General features: G+C 65.7%; 14 protein-coding genes. 7 read left to right on the top strand and 7 right to left on the bottom strand.

Features of this window, described 5'->3' with window-relative positions; all coding sequences use genetic code 11:
- Positions 1–18 precede the first annotated feature (18 nt).
- Positions 19–768 carry a monofunctional biosynthetic peptidoglycan transglycosylase gene (gene mtgA / locus IMX13_RS16445; protein ID WP_193396751.1) on the bottom strand — a complete coding sequence of 250 codons (750 nt, stop codon included), beginning with the start codon at positions 766–768 and terminating at the stop codon, positions 19–21.
- A 77-nt stretch (positions 769–845) separates the two neighbouring features.
- On the opposite strand from mtgA, the gene IMX13_RS16440 reads away from it, so the two are divergent.
- The 3 genes from IMX13_RS16440 (at position 846) to IMX13_RS16430 (ending at position 5,834) form a co-directional block, all read left to right on the top strand.
- Positions 846–1,739, top strand: coding sequence for an Hsp33 family molecular chaperone HslO (locus IMX13_RS16440; protein WP_193396750.1), 894 nt, complete (start codon positions 846–848; stop codon positions 1,737–1,739).
- Positions 1,740–1,856: 117 nt separating this feature from the next.
- A complete protein-coding gene (locus IMX13_RS16435) occupies positions 1,857–2,705 on the top strand; it encodes a hypothetical protein (RefSeq protein ID WP_053520197.1) in 849 nt (282 codons plus the stop codon).
- A 384-nt stretch (positions 2,706–3,089) separates the two neighbouring features.
- A complete protein-coding gene (locus IMX13_RS16430) occupies positions 3,090–5,834 on the top strand; it encodes a TonB-dependent receptor (RefSeq protein WP_065174797.1) in 2,745 nt (914 codons plus the stop codon).
- A gap of 139 nt (positions 5,835–5,973) precedes the next feature.
- On the opposite strand, the gene IMX13_RS16425 is transcribed toward IMX13_RS16430, so the two are convergent.
- Complete coding sequence (locus IMX13_RS16425; RefSeq protein ID WP_053520195.1) at positions 5,974–6,576, bottom strand: TetR/AcrR family transcriptional regulator; 603 nt, start codon at positions 6,574–6,576, stop codon at positions 5,974–5,976.
- A gap of 141 nt (positions 6,577–6,717) precedes the next feature.
- Between IMX13_RS16425 and IMX13_RS16420 the strand changes: the two genes are divergently transcribed.
- The 3 genes from IMX13_RS16420 (at position 6,718) to IMX13_RS16410 (ending at position 10,651) form a co-directional block, all read left to right on the top strand.
- Entirely contained in the window at positions 6,718–7,635 is a 918-nt protein-coding gene (locus IMX13_RS16420) for an alpha/beta hydrolase (RefSeq protein ID WP_193396749.1), read from the top strand.
- A complete protein-coding gene (locus IMX13_RS16415) occupies positions 7,632–10,109 on the top strand; it encodes an acyl-CoA dehydrogenase (protein WP_193396748.1) in 2,478 nt (825 codons plus the stop codon). The genes IMX13_RS16420 and IMX13_RS16415 overlap by 4 nt, the downstream gene beginning before the upstream one ends.
- Positions 10,110–10,183: 74 nt before the next feature.
- Complete coding sequence (locus IMX13_RS16410; protein ID WP_065182618.1) at positions 10,184–10,651, top strand: hotdog fold domain-containing protein; 468 nt, start codon at positions 10,184–10,186, stop codon at positions 10,649–10,651.
- Positions 10,652–11,125: 474 nt separating this feature from the next.
- Here IMX13_RS16410 and IMX13_RS16405 read toward each other — a convergent pair whose 3' ends face one another.
- Together IMX13_RS16405 and IMX13_RS16400 are read right to left on the bottom strand one after the other, a co-directional pair.
- The gene (locus IMX13_RS16405; RefSeq protein ID WP_111186717.1) at positions 11,126–11,476 is read right to left on the bottom strand and encodes a DUF1304 domain-containing protein; all 351 of its coding nucleotides are present in this window, start codon (positions 11,474–11,476) and stop codon (positions 11,126–11,128) included.
- Positions 11,477–11,505: 29 nt separating this feature from the next.
- Complete coding sequence (locus IMX13_RS16400; protein ID WP_053520263.1) at positions 11,506–12,834, bottom strand: MFS transporter; 1,329 nt, start codon at positions 12,832–12,834, stop codon at positions 11,506–11,508.
- A 284-nt stretch (positions 12,835–13,118) separates the two neighbouring features.
- Here IMX13_RS16400 and IMX13_RS16395 point away from each other — a divergent pair, with 284 nt between their 5' ends.
- Positions 13,119–14,519 (top strand): serine hydrolase domain-containing protein, encoded by a 1,401-nt coding sequence (locus IMX13_RS16395; RefSeq protein WP_053520262.1) that lies wholly within the window; start codon positions 13,119–13,121, stop codon positions 14,517–14,519.
- Between the two features lie 139 nt (positions 14,520–14,658).
- Here IMX13_RS16395 and IMX13_RS16390 read toward each other — a convergent pair whose 3' ends face one another.
- From IMX13_RS16390 to gcvT, 3 genes are all read right to left on the bottom strand, one after another.
- A complete protein-coding gene (locus IMX13_RS16390; RefSeq protein WP_065174792.1) occupies positions 14,659–15,159 on the bottom strand; it encodes a histone in 501 nt (166 codons plus the stop codon).
- 774 nt (positions 15,160–15,933) lie between these two features.
- Complete coding sequence (gene gcvH / locus IMX13_RS16385) at positions 15,934–16,329, bottom strand: glycine cleavage system protein GcvH (protein WP_053520260.1); 396 nt, start codon at positions 16,327–16,329, stop codon at positions 15,934–15,936.
- Positions 16,330–16,422: 93 nt separating this feature from the next.
- Positions 16,423–17,535 carry a glycine cleavage system aminomethyltransferase GcvT gene (gene gcvT, locus IMX13_RS16380; RefSeq protein WP_193396747.1) on the bottom strand — a complete coding sequence of 371 codons (1,113 nt, stop codon included), beginning with the start codon at positions 17,533–17,535 and terminating at the stop codon, positions 16,423–16,425.
- Positions 17,536–17,553 lie beyond the last annotated feature (18 nt).

The raw sequence follows: 17,553 nt of genomic DNA, 5'->3' as shown, positions 1-17,553 counted from the left end.
GCGGCGCAGACGCCCGCCTCAGTCCTCGGCCAGGTACGCAGCGCCGCCCAGCTGCCGGGCCTGGCGCTGGATCCACGCGGCGCGACGCTGTACGTAGGGACCGGGCGAGGCCGCGCTGTAGCGCCGCGGTGCCGGCAACACGGCCGCCAACCGTGCGCTCTCGGCCGGGCTGAGGCGCGCGGCGTCCTTGCCCCAGAAGGTCTTCGCCGCCGCCTGCGCACCGTACACGCCGTCACCGAACTCGGCGATGTTCGCGTACATCTCCAGGATCCGCTGCTTGGGCCACAACGTTTCGATCAGCACCGTGTACCAGACCTCCAGGCCCTTGCGGATCCAGCTGCGGCCCTGCCAGAGGAACAGGTTCTTGGCCACCTGCTGGCTGATGGTGCTGGCCCCGCGCAGCCGGCCGCCCCGCGCGTTGTGGTCACGCGCCTTCTCGATGGCCTGCAGATCGAACCCACTGTGTTCGGGGAAACGCTGGTCCTCGGCCGCCACCAGCGAAATCGGCAGGCTCGGCGCCATCTGGTCCAGATCCCGCCACTGGTAGTGCAGCCGGTAGGCCCAGTCGCCCGCACCCAGCGCCTCCCCGTAGCGCCACAGCATCACGCTGGAAATGGGCGGATCCACGAAGCGCAGCACCAGCACCTGCAGGAAGCTGAAGGCCACGAACAGCACCGGCAGCCACAGCAGCCGCTTCCAGTGCCAACGCCGGCGGCGCGGAACGTCCCCGGCCACCTTCACCTTGTCCTGCTCTCCCCCTGCCCCCATTAGTGGTGCATCCTTCTTCTGCCTGGCTGTCGGCGCATTATCCGGCAACCACCCCTGTTTCCGCGCGATGTGAGCCGATGACCGCCCAACCTGATTCCCTGATCCGCTTCCTGCTTCCCGACGCGGGTGTCCGCGGCGTACACGTGCGCCTGCAGGCCACCTGGCAGGAAATCCTGTCCCATGCCTATTACCCGGATGCCGCAGCCGAGCTGCTCGGCGAAGCCTGCGTGGCCTCGGCGCTGTTCACCGGCCACACCAAGGTCGACGGCCGCCTGTCCATCCAGCTGCGCAGCAGCACCACGCTGCGCACGCTGTTCGCCGAATGCACCGCCGCCGGCACCCTGCGCGGCATCGCCCAGCTCAGCGAGGGCGCCGACGCGCCGCGCGACCTGTCCAGCCTGGGCGATGACGCCCTCCTCGCCATCACCATCGAGAACCCCGGGCTGGACCCGCGCGAACCGCAGCGCTACCAGAGCCTGGTCGGGCTCAGCGCCGCGCAACTGGACGAGGCCTTCGAGGACTACTTCCGGCAGTCCGAGCAGTTGCCGACGCGACTGCTGCTGGCCGCCGACCGCACGGGGGCCAGCGGCCTTCTGCTGCAGAAACTGCCCGGCGACGAGGGCGACGAAGATGGCTGGTCACGCGCCAGCGCCCTGTTCGAGACCCTGGGCAGGGCCGAACTGCTCGCTACTCCCGCCGAGCAGCTGCTGCACCGCTTGTTCCATGAGGAGAACCCGGAGTTGATGGGCAGCAAGCCACTGTCCTTTGCCTGCTCCTGCTCGCGCGAGCGGGTCGCCTCGATGCTGCAGTCGCTGGGCGAGGAAGAGGCACGGGCGGCGGCCGAAGCCACCGGCCAGGTGGAAGTCCGTTGCGAATTCTGCGGACGGGAGTATCACTTCCCGTTGACGGAGTTCGGCATACTGTTCCGCGGTGCCGAGGGGACTGTTCCGGCACCTGAACGCCTTCAGTAAGCGGCCGGTCTTGCACCTGGGGAGGATCAAGGCTTGTTAAGAAATCATAAACGCCCTAGGATCGAGCCCCCGCCCCTGCGGGAACTTCCGTTGTCTGTCCCTGTCTGAACTGGTCCGATGCGTACCTATCTGCGTCTACCGCTGGCCCTGCTGATCGCCCTTGGCGCGGTCGCGGGCGCGCATGCGCAGAGCAAGGACACCCGCACGGTGCTGCCGGTGTGGAACAAGGGCAGCGGCAAGGTCGAAGCCCTGCTCTACCTGGAACCCACCGGTGAGCAGGCCGCCGGCGCCCGCTGGCATTTCGGCCGCAATTCGCTGGATGCGGCCTTTGGCTTGTCGTCGGGCGACTCGCTGGGCCTGCTCTGCAGCAACAGCAGCAGTACCAGCATCAGCGGTCTGGCCAGCCACTGCATGCTGGCCAGCCTGGGCGACGACGATGACCTCAGCAGCCGCCGCTTCACCGGCACGGCTGCCCTGAACCGGGGCAGCGGCCGCCTGGGCATCACCGCCGGTACCGGTCGCGAAACACTGCCCGCCTGGCTGGCCGGCCCGAACAAGACGCCGTCCCTGCGTGCCGAGCAGAACGACCTGACCGTGTTCGCGCAGAAGAACATCGGCCGCGAAGGATTCGTGTCCATCGCCGGCACCTACGCCAAGGCACGCCTGGTTCCGCTGGCCGATGCCTCGCCGGCGCTGGTCGATCGCTGGGACAGCAAGAGCCTCAGCCTCGGCGCCGGTTACGGCAACTTCACCGGCAGCATCATCGGCCGCGTGGTCGACGTGCCCGGCCGCCCTGGCAAGTGGGAAGGTCTGGGCATCGGCCTGACCTGGCGGACGCCGTGGTCCGGCCAGCTCACCGTCGGCGCCGAGAACGTGATCAGCCGCGGCAAGAACCCCTTCTCTCCACGCAACGAGAGCAACGACGACGGCACCGTGCCGTATGTGCGTTACGAGCAGGATCTCTGACCGCTCGCACCTCCCTCATGCAGTGACATCGCGGGCGCCGGAAGGCGCCCGTTGCGTTTGCGTGTGCCGCACTCCCTCTGCGCCCCTCCGGCGTTGTCGCAATGTGTGCGTTTCTCGCCGCCGCGACATGTTTCGATACATATCAATGGAAACTTTTTTCATCATTTTTTTTTAACAAACGAGGCACCATGCCACAAACCCTACTGCAAGCCGTTGAAAAGTATTGACATTCCATGAATTTACACAAATCACAGCTTTGATTAACACAGCTTTAATTCTTTGCAGGCGCCCGCTACTATCGGCTCAGCCTCGCGATTTGGAAGCGCACTTTCGCTTCCCCGCCGGGCATAACCCCAGCCAAGATTTCTTGGAGAGAGAGAGCCAATGAATTTCCAGTCCAACAAGCTGCGTGACGCTGTTGTCGTCGCGCTGATCGCGGGTGCGGCCACGTCCGTAACCGCCCAGGCGCAGGAAGCGACCAACCTGGATCGCATTTCGGTGACCGGTTCGCGCATCAAGAGCACCGACATCGAAACCTCGCAGCCGGTCCTGAGCCTGACCCGCGCCGATATCGAAAAGCAGGGTGTGACCTCGGTTGCCGATATCCTGCAGCGCGTCGCCGCCAACGGTGCCGCACTGAACCGCACCTTCAACAACGGTGGTGACGGTTCGGCCGGCGTCAGCCTGCGCAACCTCGGCGCCGAGCGCACCCTGGTGCTGGTCAACGGCCGTCGCTGGACCACCGGTCTGGACGGCAGCGTCGACCTGAACACCATCCCGACCGCGATGATCGAGCGCATCGACGTCCTGAAGGACGGCGCTTCGACCATCTACGGTTCGGATGCCATCGCCGGCGTGGTGAACATCATCACCAAGCAGAACTTCGACGGCGCCGAGGCAAACTTCTACAAGGGCCAGTACAGCCAGGGCGACGGCGATCGTGAAGCCTATGACTTCACCATCGGCACCACCACCGACCGTGCGTCGCTGGTGCTGGGTGCGTCCTACGTGAACGAGAAGGAGGTCATGGCCGGCAATCGCAAGATCTCCGCTGGCGGCCCGCCGTTCTTCAGCGGCCAGAGCGGCACCGGCATCCCGGGCTCCTACGTCCGCAATGATCAGCGCTACGTCATCATCAATGGCGTGGAAACCCCGTTCGTCAGCAACGTGCACGGCTACAACACCGCGCCGGACAACTACCTGCTGACCCCGAACGAGCGCACCTCGCTGTTCGCTGTGGGTTCGTACAACATCACGGACAACATCTCCTTCCGCACCGAGGCGATGTACAACGAGCGCAAGTCCGAGCAGCTGCTGGCGGCCATGCCGGTGACGGGCATGACGCTCAGCGCGGACAGCATGTACAACCCGTACGGCCAGGACCTGACCGGCGTGAACCGTCGTTTCAATGAAACCGGCGGCCGTTCGTTCAACCAGAACGTCAAGAACTGGCACTTCTACGGTGGCTTTGAAGGCTTCTTCGAGTTCGCCGACCGCAACTTCGACTGGGATGTCGGCTACCGCTACGACAAGACCGACCAGAACGACCTGACCTACGGCCTGTTCAACATCCAGCGTCTGGATGAGGCGTATGGTCCGTCAGCGCTCCGCGATGGCCAGGCTGTCTGTCTGACCGCAGGCGGAGCCGTCATTCCGGGCTGCGCACCGATCAATCCGCTGGGTGGCGAAGGTTCGATCTCGCAGGCGGCACTCGACTACACCTCGTTCACCGCGCACGATTCGGCCAGCCTGGTGTCGAAGAGCTACTACGCCAACATCTCCGGTGAGATCGTGCAGCTGCCGGCCGGTGCGCTGGGCTTCGCTGCCGGTTATGAGAACCGCAGGGAAAGCGGCCAGTTCGACCCCGACGCCTTCATCGCAGCGGGCCTGAGCACCGGCAACGGCGCTGCGCCGACCAAGGGTGCTTACGACCTGGACGAGTTCTACCTGGAACTGTCGATCCCGGTCCTGGCCGATCTGCCGGGCGCCCAGCTGCTGGACTTCAGCGTGGCGACCCGTTACTCGGACTACAGCAACTTCGGTAACACCACCAACAACAAGTTCGGTTTCCGCTGGAAGCCGATCGAAGACCTGATGGTGCGTGGTAACTATTCCGAAGGCTTCCGCGCTCCGAGCATCAACAACCTGTACCGCGGCGACACCGATTCGTTCGAGACCTACGCCGACCCGTGTGCCCGGGCCAACAACCCGACCGGCGCAGTGCTGGCGCAGTGTATCGCCCAGGGCGTTCCGGCGAACTTCGTCCAGCCGAACACCGATGGCGAGTCTGGCCCGCTGCAGACCGTCGAGCCGTTCACCTGGAAGTCGAACCCGGATCTGAAGCCGGAAACCTCGACCAGCAAGACGCTGGGCCTGGTGTGGAGCCCGAGCTTCGTCTCCGGCCTGAACGTGACCCTGGACTGGTGGCAGATCAAGATCGAAGACGCCATCACCCGTCCGGCGATCGGCGACATCATGGATCGTTGCTACGGTGGTACCGCGCAGCAGCAGGCAGCCTACTGCGGTCTGATCACGCGTGACCCGAACTACGGCACCATCAACGAGCGCTACACCATCACCAACGTCGACATGCCGCTGATGAACCTGGCGTCGTACAAGGTGGAGGGCTGGGATCTGGGCGTGCTGTACAAGCTGCCGGAAACCTCGTTCGGCCAGTTCACCGTCAGCCTGGACGGCACCTACCTGAGCAAGTGGGAGACCAAGTCGACCGAAGATGCTCCGGTTGATGGCCGTCAGGGCCGCTATCTGGACCAGGATCCGTACTGGCGCGTCCGTTCCAACCTGTACGTCGACTGGTCCTACGGTGACTTCGGTGTCAACTACGGCCTGCGCTACAAGTCGGGCATGACCGAAGACTGCCTGCTGGGCGCATCCACCCGTGCCTACTGCTCGGATCCGGAAGGTCGCAAGAACCACATTGGTGCCACCACGTACCACGACATCCAGGTGCGCTACAACACCCCGTGGAAGGGCACCATCATGCTGGGCCTGAACAACGCGTGGGACAAGGATCCGCCGGTCTCGTACACGGTGTCCTACAACATGTTCGACCCGCAGTACGACCTGCCGGGCCGCTACATGTACATGCAGTACAAGCAGAAGTTCTGATCGGTTGATCGATCGATGACTGCAGCAACGGCCCCGCAAGGGGCCGTTGTTCTTTCTGCACTGCCGGCGCGTACCACCCTGCACCGGCAACAAAAAAGCCGCGATCAGGTCGCGGCTTTCTCGTGGGCAACGGAAACCGTCAGCCGTTCGGAATGAGCGTCTCGATCAGGTGTTCGACATAGGCCTCGAAATCCTCCCGCGCCTGCTTCGGTTGCTGCAGCTGCAGCGACAGCTGCAGGAAGCCCACATAGGCCGCATAGGCCAGGCGTGCACGATGGCGTGCGTCGGTGGAGCTCAGGCCTGCCTGACGGAACGAGGCGATCAGGTAATCGAGGCGACGCTGCGAAACGCGGTCGATCACCGGCCGCACCATCGGATGGTCCAGCGCCTTCAGCAGCTCGCTGTAGATGATGTGCGGCTGCACTTCGTGCGCCACCATCTGGAACAGCTGACGCAGGCGCGCGCGCGGATCCGGCACGTCTTCCAGGCTGCCGAACACCTGCTCCTGCTCGAACAGCTCCCACCGCTCCAACGCCGCCTGCAGCAGTGCGTCGCGCGAGGGGAAATGCCAGTAGAAGCTGCCCTTGGTGACGCCGAGGCGCCGCGCCAGCGGTTCCACCGCGACGGCACCCACGCCTTGTTCAGCAATCAGATCGAGGGCCGCCTGGGCCCAGTCTTCGGCGCTCAGGCGGCTGTTGCGGCCGGCGCGCGGTTCGCCGGCAGAAGCGTCAGGTTGATTCATGGAGTGATTTAACCATACGGCGGGGTTCGTTGCAGTACGCGGATGCAGCCGAAGGGCTCCGCTGTGCAGACCGGCCACCTGACGCGCCGCACCATACCATGCAGTATTGACATCCCCCGCAACCGATCCATACTAGCAAGTATGGTTACTCCCCCCACACCCGTTGCGTTCCACGACCTGCGTCTGGAAGCCGCGCACGGCACACGGCTGGCCGCCACGGCCAGCGATCACGGCCGCCGCGGCCGGGTGCTGTTCGCCCACGGTTTCGGGCAGACCCGGCATGCCTGGAACGCCACGGCCCGCGCGCTGTCTGCTGCCGGCCTGCAGACGCTGGCCTACGACGCCCGCGGTCACGGCGATTCGGACTGGAATACCGCCGACCTGCCCTATCACGGCGAGCAGTTTGCCGACGACCTGATCGTGCTGGCCGGCGAACAGCCGCGCCCGCCGGTGCTGGTCGCCGCCTCGATGGGCGGCCTGTTCGGCCTGCTGGCCGAATCGCGCTGGCCGGGCCTGTTCTCGGCGATGGTGCTGGTGGACATCACCCCGCGCTGGGATACCGCGGGCGTGGAGCGCATCCTCGCCTTCATGACCGCCCATCCCGATGGCTTCGCCTCGCTGGCCCAGGCCGCCGACGTGATTTCCGCTTACATGCCGCACCGGCCTCGCAAATCCGAGCAGTCGCTGCGCGCGCTGCTGCGCGAGGATGGTCACGGCCGCTGGCGCTGGCACTGGGATCCGCGCCTGGTCGCCGAGCTGGCCCGCGACAGCGAGCAGCACCAGGATGCGCTGGCCGATGCCGCGCGGCAGGTGAAGTGCCCGATGCTGCTGGTCAGTGGGGGTCGCAGTGACCTGGTCACGCCGCAGACCGTGGCCGAATTCCTGGCGCTGGCCCCGCACGCGCGCCACGTGCAGTTGCCGCAGGCCACGCACATGGTCGCCGGCGACGACAACGACGCCTTTACCGCTACTGTGTTGGACTATCTGGACGTGTTGCCTGCGGTGGACGCCGCAGCTTCGTCCGTCACAAACGAGCACGTCACCGGAGCACGCTCATGAGCATCGTTCTTCCCTTCCTTGCCCTGCTGCTGGCAGGTGCATTCGCCGCCTACCACCGCATGCGGCTGGTCACCTGGACGCTGATCAGCGCCGCGCTGCTGGTCGCCTGCTGGTTCATCCCCTACGTCAACCAGACCGCCACGATCGTCGCCGCCGCCGTGCTGGCCGTGATCGCCGTACCGCTGCTGCTGCCGTTCATCCGCAAGCCGCTGCTGACCGGTCCGATGATGAAGGTGTTCCGCAAGGTGCTGCCGCCGCTGTCGCAGACCGAGCGCATCGCACTGGAAACCGGCTCGGTCGGTTTCGAGGGCGAGCTGTTCACCGGCGATCCGGACTGGAACATCCTGCTCAACTATCCCAAGCCGCAGTTGACCGCCGAGGAGCAGGCCTTCCTCGACGGCCCGGTGGAAGAGCTGTGCCGGATGGTCAACGACTGGGAGATCACCCACGTCCACGCCGACCTGCCGCCGGAGCTGTGGGCCTTCATCAAGAAGAACAAGTTCTTCGGCATGATCATCCCGAAGGAATACGGCGGCCTGGGCTTCTCCGCGCTGGCCCACCACAAGGTGATCCAGAAGCTGGCCTCGGTATCCTCGGTGGTCAGCTCGACCGTCGGCGTGCCGAACTCGCTGGGTCCGGGCGAACTGCTGGTGCATTACGGCACCCAGGAGCAGAAGGACCAGTACCTGCCGCGTCTGGCCGACGGTCGTGAAGTGCCCTGCTTCGGCCTGACCGGCCCGTTTGCCGGCTCCGATGCCACCTCGATTCCCGACTACGGCATCGTCTGCCGGGGCGAATGGAATGGCGAGCAGGTGCTGGGCGTCAGGCTGACGTTCGACAAGCGTTACATCACCCTGGCTCCGGTCGCATCGCTGATCGGTCTGGCCTTCCGCATGTACGACCCGGATGGCCTGATCGGCGAGACCCGCGACATCGGCATCACTCTGGGCCTGCTGCCGCGCGATACCGCCGGCGTCGAGATCGGCCGCCGCCACTTCCCGCTGAACTCGACCTTCCAGAACGGCCCGATCCGCGGCAAGGACGTGTTCATCCCGCTGACCCAGCTCATCGGCGGCGCTGCCATGGCCGGCAAGGGCTGGAACATGCTCAACGAATGCCTGGCCGTGGGCCGTTCGATCACGCTGCCGTCCACCGCCAGCGGTGGCGCCAAGGCCGGCGCTGCGGTGACCGGCGCCTACGCGCGCATCCGCAAGCAGTTCGGCCTGTCGGTCGGCCGCTTTGAAGGCGTGGAGGAGGCACTGGCCCGCATCGGCGGCAAGGCCTACAAGATCAGCGCGCTGTCGCAGGCCACGGCTGCCGCCGTCGACCGCGGCGACGTGCCATCGGTACCGTCGGCGATCGCCAAGTACCACTGCACCAGCATGAGCCGCGAGGTGATCTCGGACGTGATGGATGTCATCGGCGGCAAGGGCATCATCCTCGGCCCGCGCAACTTCGCCGGCCGCAGCTGGCAGGCTGCGCCGATCGCGATCACCGTGGAAGGCGCCAACATCATGACCCGCAGCCTGCTGATCTTCGGCCAGGGTGCGATTCTCTGCCACCCGTGGGTGCTGAAGGAGATGAAGGCTGCACAGGATCCGGATACCCGTGCCGGCCTGCAGGAATTCGACCGCAGCCTGTTCGGCCACATCCGCTACGGCATTTCCAACGCCGTGCGCTCGTTCTGGTTCGGCCTGACCGGCGCCCGCTTCGGTGCCGCCCCGGGCGATGCCTACACCCGCCGTTACTTCCGCAAGCTGGACCGCTATTCGGCCAATCTGGCGCTGATGGCCGACGTCTCGATGATGACGCTCGGCGGCAAGCTGAAGTTCAAGGAATCGCTGTCCGGCCGCCTGGGCGATGTGCTGAGCCACATCTACATGACCAGCGCCATGCTCAAGCGCTACCACGATGAGGGCGCACCGCAGGCCGACCAGCCGCTGCTGGCGTGGGCCTTCCATGACAGCGTGCACAAGATCGAAGAATCGCTGTCGGCCGCCCTGCGCAACTTCCCGATCCGTCCGATCGGCTGGCTGATGTGGGCACTGATCTTCCCGCTGGGCCGCCGCGCCGAAGCACCGGGTGATCGCCTGAGCCGTCGCGTCGCCGCTCTGCTGATGGCGCCGAACGAAGCGCGCGACCGCTTGGCACAGGGTGTGTTCCTGACCCCGTGCGAGAACAACCCGGGCGGCCGCATCAACAGCTATCTGGCCAAGGCCATCATGGCCGAGCCGGTGGAGCGCAAGTTCCTGAAGGCGCTGAAGAGCAAGGGCATCGAGGCGCTGGACTTCCAGAGCCAGCTGGACGAAGCCGTGGCCGAAGGTGTGATCACCCAGGACGAGCGCACGCTGCTGGAAGAGCTGCGCACGCTGACCCTGGACACCATCACCGTGGACGACTTCGACACTCACGAACTGCGCGCGGCCAGCTACTACGACCGCCAGCACAAGGACCCGCACTCGCAGGCCGCCTGATCGCCCGCGACACGCGTTGCCTCGACGGCGGGCCTCGGCCCGCCGTCGCTTTATCCGCCCAACGGAATCCCACCATGTCCACGCCCCTGCTCTCGCTCTACAACCGCCTGCAGCGCTGGCCTGCCGGCACCTGGCTGTTCTCGCGCGCGGTGTGCTTCAAGGCGCCCTACTTCGCCAGCATCGCGCCGCGCATCACCCGCCTGGAAAACGGCCGCTGCGAAGGTACGCTGGCGGACCGGCGCAGGGTGCGCAACCACATCGGCACGGTGCACGCGATCGCGATGTGCAATCTGGCCGAACTCACGGCCGGGCTGATGGTTGATGCATCACTGCCGAAGGGCATGCGCTGGATCCCCAAGGGCATGCAGGTGCAGTACCTGGCCAAGGCACGCGGCACGCTGCAGGCGGTGGCACTGCCGGCGCAGCCGATCGTGGTCGCGGCCCAGGGCTATGCGCTGCCGGTGACGGTGAGCGTGCGCGACCGTGCAGGGACCGAAGTGTTCAGCGCGGTCATCGACATGTGGATGTCGCCGGCCAAGTGAGGTTCCGGCCAACGGCGCAGCCCCTCGTGGGTTGGTCGCGGCATGCGGTTATCGGTTGGGCCGGATGGGTCGAGCCAGGCGGGGACGCCGTGAACCCATCCCTGGGGGCTTAGCCGCGCCATCCATGGCGCGGATACCCCGCCCGGCCCGACCCATCCGGCCTCTGACAGATCTGTGCGGCGTCCAACCCACGCAGAAGAAAAAAGAAGAGCAGAAGCAAAAGCGGCCCATCGGTCGCTTTTGCTGTTGCTGTTGCTGTTTGCTCTTTTTTTTTCCTTCTCCGTGGGCTGGACGCCCGCGGAAACTGTCAGGGGCCGGGCGGGTTGGGTTCGCGGGGGTGTCCGCGGCATGGATGCCGCGGCCAAGCCTACAGGGACGTACTTGCGGCGTCCCCCGCGAACCCAACCTGCCTGGCCAAACCCATGACACGCTCTACGCGGCCAACCCACGAGGGGCTGCGCCGTTGGCCGGAACTCACACCAGCGCGCGCAGCACCAGCGCCAGGATCGCCGGCAGCGCCTGGATCATGAAGATCCGGCGGCTCACGCTGTACGCGCCATAGCACCCCGCCACGACCACGCAGGCCAGCGAGAACGTCACCAGCACCGGCTGTGCCATCACCAGCCCCGCCACGATGCCGGCCGCCAGGAAGCCGTTGTACAGCCCCTGGTTGGCCGCCAGCACCTGTGTGGTCTGCGCCTTCTCCGGCGTGTTGCGGAACGTCTTCAGCCCCAGTGGCCGCGTCCACAGGAACATCTCCAGCACCAGGAAGTACACATGCAGCGCGGCAACCAGCAGCGTCAGCAGCAACGCGATCCATGACATCGTGGGTTCTCCTCAAATGGGGGGCGACCTCAGCGGTCGCGGGGCAGCTTCTTCTCTTCGCGCAGCACGCCGAACGCGGCCAGCGTCATGAACGCGGCCACCGCAACGCCTCCGATGAACACCACGTGCGAACCGAACAATGCCAGTCCCTTGTGCACCCAGGTGAAGCTCAGGTCGGCCCCACGATAGACCACCGTGTCGATGGCCGCACCGGCCTTGTAGCGCCATTGCCGGTCGACACGGGTATAGATCGTCTCGCGTGCCGGCTTGGCCAGGGCGAACTCGCTGGCCCGGGTCATCACCTGCACCACCGCCACCATCAGCGGCATCGGCGACGCCGCCAGCACCGAGAAGCCGATCAGGATCGCGAAGCCGGGAATCAACAGCGCCGGAGCGATGCCGTGGCGCGACAGCAGCCAGCGGGTCAGGCCCAGCTGCATCAGCAGGGCCAGCGCGTTCACCGCCAGATCGATGCGCGAGAAAAATGCGGTGCTCGCCGCAGGGTCGGTGAACGACGCGCGCACGATGCTGGCCTGCTGGTTGTACAGCAGCGTTCCCACGCCGACGCCGAACACCACCATGATGGCCAGCCAGCGCAGCAGGGGCTCGCGCGCGATCAGCTTCAGGCCATCGAGCACGCTACCGCCCATCGGCTGCTCGCCGGAGACCAGTTGCTGCTCGCGTTCACGCAGCACCGCCCAGTGCCGCAGGCGCCAGATGCACAGCAGGCACACGATCAGGAAGCCGGCCGAGACCAGCATCAGGTTGGCGATACCCACCCGCTGCACCAGCGCACTGGTGATGATCGGGCCGAGGAACGCGCCGAGCGTGCCGGCCGCGCCGATGTAGCCGTAGTACGCACGGGCCTGCACGTTGGAGAACACATCCGCCATGAAGCTCCAGAACACGGCGACGGCGAACAGGTTGAACACCATGACCCAGAAGAAGAAGGCCATGCCCCGCCCCGGCACGCCGCTATCGAACAGTGCGTAGAAGCCCAGCAGGGTCGCGATGAAGAAGCCATACACGGCCGGCAGGAATACCCGCCGCGGAAAGCGGCTGACCAGCCAGCCATAGACCGGCTGCAGCACCAGCATGATCACGAACACGCAGGAAAACAGGAACTGCAGGACGAAATCCTTCAGTGCGATGCCGTGGCTGGCGAACCAGGCGATCAGCACCGGCGGGAACACCGTCTCCAGGTCGGCCGAGGCCGCCATCGCCTCGCGTACCGGTCGCAGCACGTAGTAGCCGCTCAGCAGGCAGAAGAAGTAGAGGAACGACCACCACAGTGCCGGGGACTCGCGCAGCGCTGCCAGCAGCCCGCGCAACGGCCTCCCGTCCTGCACCGAACTCATGCGGCGCCCCACGCCAGCAGGCAGCGGTTGGACAGCAGCATGGCAGGCTCCGGGGGGCGGCAAAGCGCGTACGTTAGCCAATGCACTGCAACATCGCCAGCGCGGCACGCAGGTGGCACCGCAGGGGACTCGCACGGGCGACCGCCGACACGTTCGGATACACAATCCGGCAGCGTCAAAATTCCAACTTTTTCAACGAGATGCGCATTCATCTTCGCTTTGTTTGTGCACAGGCGAAAAGCGGCGCTAGAATCGCCATCAGCAGTCGCGCACGGGTCCAACCGATGAAAAAGAACAGCCTGCGTCGTCCGATCCGTTCGGCGGCCACCGGTTTGCTGGGCATGCTGATGCCCGTTGCCTTGTCCACCACCGCGCAGACCCCGCCGGCCTTGCCGCCGATGCCGGCCAACATCGAGACCGCGGCCGCGCCGGCCGTCGCGCATACCCAGCCGGCCGCTTACCGTACCGGCCTGATGCCGCAGGTGCAGGCACCCGCCCCCGGCTTCAACGTTGCCAACATCGAATCGATGGCGCAGCAGCTCACCTATGGCGAGCGCGTGCCGGGCATGGCGGTGGCGATCGTGCAGGGCGGACGCGTGCTGAGTGCGCGCGGTTACGGCGTCACCGACGTCAACAATCCGCTGCCGGTCGATGCCCATACCGTGTTCCGGCTGGCCTCGCTGTCCAAGGCCTTCGCGGGCACCATGGCCGGCCTGCTGGTCAATGACGGCACGCTGCGCTGGGACAGCAAGGTCACCGACTATGTGCCCGGCTTCCGCCTCAACTCGCCGGAAGCCACCGAGCGTCTGACCGTCGCCGACGTGCTCAGCCACCGCGTCGGCCTGCCCTACAACGCCTACGACCGTGACATCGAAGGCAACGCCGAGTACTACGCACTGACCCAGAAGCTGGCCAACACCAGCCTCAAGTGCCTGCCAGGCGACTGCTACGCCTACCAGAACGTGGCCTTCAGCCTGATCGGCGACGTCGTCTACGCCGCCTCCGGCAGCTTCTACGAGCAGGCGGTCGAGCGCCGCATCTTCAAGCCGCTGGGCATGAACGATGCCAGCCTCGGCCTGGCCGGCATCCAGGCCAGTTCGCGGTGGGCACGTCCGCATGTGCGCAGCCGTAATGGCTGGGTGTCGCTGACGCCGAAGCCGACCTACTACCGGGTCGCGCCGGCGGCCGGCGTCAACGCCAGTGCCAGCGACATGGCACAGTGGCTGCTGGCCCACACCGGTCATCGCCCCGACGTGCTGCCGGCACCGCTGCTGGCCACCCTGCATTCGAGCCTGATCAACACGCCGGGCGAAATGCGGTCGGGCTGGCGCCGCGAGCGTCTGCATTCGGCCGGCTACGCGCTCGGCTGGCGCACCTTCGATTACGCCGGTCATGACGTGGTGTTCCACGCCGGCGCCGTGCAGGGCTACCGTGGCCTTGTCGCTCTGGTCCCGGAGCGTGATCTCGGCATCGCGATCATGTGGAACGGCGAAAGCGGCCTGCCCAGCGGCCTGCTGCCGACCGTGCTCGACTCCGCGCTTGGCCTTCCCTCGCAACGCTGGCTGGACGTGGATACCGACTTCGGCAGCGACAACCTGATGGCCGAGGGCGCAAGCCCGGCGCAGCAGGACAAGCGCAAGGGCAAGGGTGCATCCAGCAACCGCGCGGTCGCCTCGCCGCGCTGAACCGGCACTCCCTGGCATCACCGGAAGGGCGGCCCATCGGTCGCCCTTTTTTTTGCGGGCTGCAGGCAGGGGATAAAAAAACCCCCTCCTCGCTGGGCAGCCGAGGAAGGGGTTTCAGGGTACGGCTATCGGGAAGTACTTAGATCAGCGGCGCCGGGGTTGCCGGCAGAGCGACCGGAGCGGCCTTCTTCTTGCGGGCGGCCGGCTTGCGCTTGGCGACCTTCTTCGCTGCCTTCTTCGGGGCAGCCTTCTTGGTCGCCTTCTTGGCCGCCTTCTTCGCAACCTTCTTTACGGCCTTCTTGGTCGCCTTCTTGGCGACCTTCTTGGCCGGCTTGCGGGCAGTGGTCTTCTTGGCGGCCTTCTTTGCAGTCTTCTTCGCTGCCTTCTTGGCGACCTTCTTCACTGCCTTCTTCGCGGTCTTCTTCGCCGGCTTCTTGGCTACCTTCTTTGCCGCCTTCTTCACTGCCTTCTTCGCAGTGGTCTTCTTGGCGACCTTCTTCGCAGCCTTCTTCACCGCCTTCTTGGCGGTCGCCTTCTTTGCGACCTTCTTCACTGCCTTCTTGGCAGCGGCCTTCTTAGCGACCTTCTTCACCGCCTTCTTGGCGGCGGGCTTTTTCTTCGCAGCTTTCTTGGTTGCCATGGGATGGCTCCTCGTCAGTGATAGGGAGTTGAAACGCCCAGGTGGATCAAACCCGCGGATGCTGCGTGCGGGGACCGCCGGCGCGTCAGGCGCGCCGTTACGGATGCGGCAATGTCTGCCTCGATCGGCGGAGCAGGCATCGGAACGGGAGTTGCCTTGCATTTCTCCGGGGGAAGCGGGGCCATGTCCACCGTCTTGGGGATCGCGGTGGCTTTCGAGGGGCTGCTTCGCATCGGACGATTGATTCTGCGCACTCGGTTGGGCAGGCAAGGTCTGCTGAGGCGAAACCTAATCACGCTTTTTTTTACTGTCAACAACCCCCGCGAAAAATTTTCACATTGGCGCCGTCCCGGACACCGTCTCCAGCGTCCTCGTTTCGCTTCCGCAGACACCGCTGGCGTGCGCAACACGACCGCCACGCGCGCCACTGCGTGCGTGCGCGCTCAAGAAAAAACACTTGAAATAAGCACTCTGCGTAGATGCGTGCCATTCCTGCGCCACCTCGCGCGCGCACCCGGGCTACGTATCGCAGCGGCCTGCCGCGCCACCACAACGGGGCCGCAACGAGGCAGGAAAAGTTTTCACATTCGAACGCGCCGGCGCGGGGTGGAAACGCGGATTTGCGCAAAACTGCGCGCGTCCGAAGACACCCTTCCGAAGCGTCTGATGCCGCGTCGTGGGTGTGCAGCGAACCGGGCGTCATGAGTCCGGCGCGGTCGCCGGAACGAAAACGGCCACCCGAAGGTGGCCGTTTTCAAACCAGGAAACAACGACTCAGTGGTCGTCGTTCTCCAGGACTTCGGCGTAAGCGTCCGGGTCCAGCAGCTCGTTGATCTCTTCGGCGTTGGACAGTTCGACCACGAACATCCAGCCCTCGCCGTAGGCATCTTCGTTGATGGTTTCCGGCTTGTCGGACAGCGCCGAGTTGACCTCGACGACCTTGCCGCTGATCGGGCTGTAGACGTCCGAGGCCGCCTTCACCGACTCGACGACAGCGATCTGCTCGCCGGCCTTGGCGTCGGCGCCGACCTCCGGCAGTTCGACGTAGACCAGGTCACCCAGCAGGCCCTGGGCGTGGTCGGAAATACCGACGGTAACGCGGCCATTGCCTTCGACACGGGCCCACTCGTGGGACTTGAGGAACTTGAGGTCGCCGGGGATCTCGCTCATGGGACTGCTCCAGGATTTGCAGGGGGTGGAAAAAACGGGGCTAGTGTAACCAACCGGCCGCCACTGCTGTCAGTGACGTCCGGCACGTTCGGATCAGGCGTCGGCGAGCACGCCGGGCTGGGCCTGGCCTTCGCGCACGAAGGGGAACTTGACCACGCGCACCGGCACCTGCCGGCCACGGATATCGACCGTGACCTGGCCGAGGTCACCTGCCGGCACGCGGGCAAAGGCGATGCCCTTGGCCAGCGTCGGCGAGAAGGTGCCGGACAGGATTTCGCCCTGGCCGCCGGCCGTGGTGACCACCTGGCCGTGGCGCAGGACACCCTTCTCGTCCATCACCAGGCCGATCATCTGCCGCGCATTGCCGGCGGCCTTCTGCGCTTCCAGCACGTCGCGACCGATGAAGTCACGGCCTTCGTCCAGCGACACCGTCCAGGCCAGTGCGGCTTCGTACGGGCTGATGGCTTCGTCCATGTCCTGGCCGTACAGATTCATGCCGGCCTCCAGGCGCAGGGTGTCGCGGGCACCGAGGCCCGCCGGCTTCACGCCTGCAGACAGCAGGCGGTTCCAGAACCCGACCACGGCCTCCTGCGGCAGCAGGATCTCGAAACCGTCCTCACCGGTGTAACCGGTACGGGCAACGAACAGTTCGACGCCCTCATCGGACCGCACCTGCAGCGCGGCGAAGCGGCCGAGCTTGCCCAGCGCCTCGCGGTCGGCGGCGCCGACCAGGCCGATGACGAGCTCGCGCGCCTGCGGCCCCTGCACGGCGAGGATGGCCAGGTCAGGGCGCTGCTCAACGGACACGTTGAACGGAGCGGCCTGCGCACGCAGCCATGCCAGATCCTTCTCGCGGGTGGAGGCGTTGACCACCATGCGGAAGAAGTCCTCGCCCAGGTAATAGACGATGAGGTCATCGATGACGCCGCCTTCGGCATTGAGCATGCACGAGTACAGCGCCTTGCCCGGCACCTTCAGCTTGTCGATGGAATTGGCCAGCAGGCGGCGCAGGAACGGCTTGACCTGCTCGCCGCGCAGGTCCACCACGGTCATGTGGCTGACGTCGAACACGCCGGCCTCGCGACGCACCAGATGGTGCTCGTCCAGCTGCGAGCCGTAGTGGATGGGCATGTCCCAACCCCCGAAATCGACCATCTTGGCGCCGAGGGCGCGGTGGGTATCGTTGAGCAGCGTCTTCTGGGTCATGACCGTTCCGGCAGCAGA

This window comes from Stenotrophomonas sp. B2 (genome assembly GCF_014947095.1).
Lineage (GTDB): Bacteria > Pseudomonadota > Gammaproteobacteria > Xanthomonadales > Xanthomonadaceae > Stenotrophomonas > Stenotrophomonas maltophilia_P.
Note: the sequence above shows the minus strand (reverse complement) of the source record. Positions and strands in the feature narration are given on the sequence as shown.